This window comes from Shewanella sp. SG41-4 (assembly GCF_014164505.1).
In the GTDB taxonomy this organism is placed as follows: domain Bacteria; phylum Pseudomonadota; class Gammaproteobacteria; order Enterobacterales; family Shewanellaceae; genus Shewanella.
In genome coordinates, this window is the sequence record NZ_JACJFI010000649.1 from 1 (window position 1) to 1,132 (window position 1,132).

A 1,132-nucleotide genomic window follows, 5' to 3' on the forward strand; every position below is an offset into this window, starting at 1 on the left:
GAACAAATACCTAAATCAACAATTTGCCTCTGAGTCATTTGTAACTGCATCTGAGATAGTTTATGTTGCAAATGACTCAGAGGCAAATTGTTGATTTAGGTATTTGTTCAAGAACTCAGCTGAGAAAAATTAACAACGCAGAAATTAAAAAAACAACATTTACAGCACAGCAATTATTACCACTGATAGTACAAAACATGGATATTAAAGAGCTATTCTTCCAAGTTGATAGCGCTCAGGTGCACGCAATAAAGTCGAGCGAGACAGTAAGAAATGGACGAATTGACATGGCTATTTGTCAAAGAGTTCTGCAAAATATTGATGAAGGCATGGCACCAGAACAACTTGCACACAACTTCAGAATACCAGCAGAAACCATTAACAAATGGCATAAAAACGCCATAGTATTATCTTTACAGCAAACAACATATCATCAGCCTCGACATCGTAAAAAAGATCTTTTTGAAATCGCACCTACGATCCCACAAACAAGTGTAGAAAAAAATCTTGTTTCAAAAATAATCAACAAAATCCGTGATCAATATTCACAAGATAGGACCAATATTTTATTAGCGTGCGAATACGCATTAGCACATAAAAGCAACAGTAAATCTGGAGTATATTTCAATGCACCAGAAAAACTAGAACATTTTTTAAACACGTTTTCATTTTGTATAGCTAAAAGTCAATGGCGAATTTTGACTTGTTCACTCCAACATTCAACTAGTAAAAATCGATGGGACGAGGTCTGCAAAGGGATTAACTCTGACGTACTAAAAGGGTCTTCATCTGAAGGGAGAAGCGGTAAAGGCACTGTATGGTTAGAATTAAAACACCCAAAGGAAAATGAGATCATTGCTAACAATCAACTAAAAAAATACTCATCACCCTGTTTGATGTATTTTATAAAAATGCTATATATCATGACTCACAACCCCCATTAAATTCCCATTAACCACCTGATAAATAAAGATTATAAATACCATCAACACACTAAATTCTTACAACGTTAATAACCAAAAAACACCTATCATAAATGAAGGTGTGTTTTGGTTATTAAAGCCGACAGATTATGCTCTATACTCACTAAAAATAATCGAACTCTATCTGTTTTTGAAATCGATGTTCCCAC

At 34.4% G+C, this 1,132-nt stretch carries 1 protein-coding gene; it reads left to right on the top strand.

The window, feature by feature from the left end:
- Positions 1–62: 62 nt before the first annotated feature.
- The gene (locus H5202_RS22980) at positions 63–944 is read left to right on the top strand and encodes a hypothetical protein (RefSeq protein WP_182774052.1); all 882 of its coding nucleotides are present in this window, start codon (positions 63–65) and stop codon (positions 942–944) included.
- Positions 945–1,132 lie beyond the last annotated feature (188 nt).

What these genes read in the sequence shown, in the direction of transcription:
- H5202_RS22980 (WP_182774052.1), top strand. Translation starts at nt 63, where the DNA reads ATGTTGCAAATGACTCAGAGGCAAATTGTTGATTTAGGTATTTGTTCA.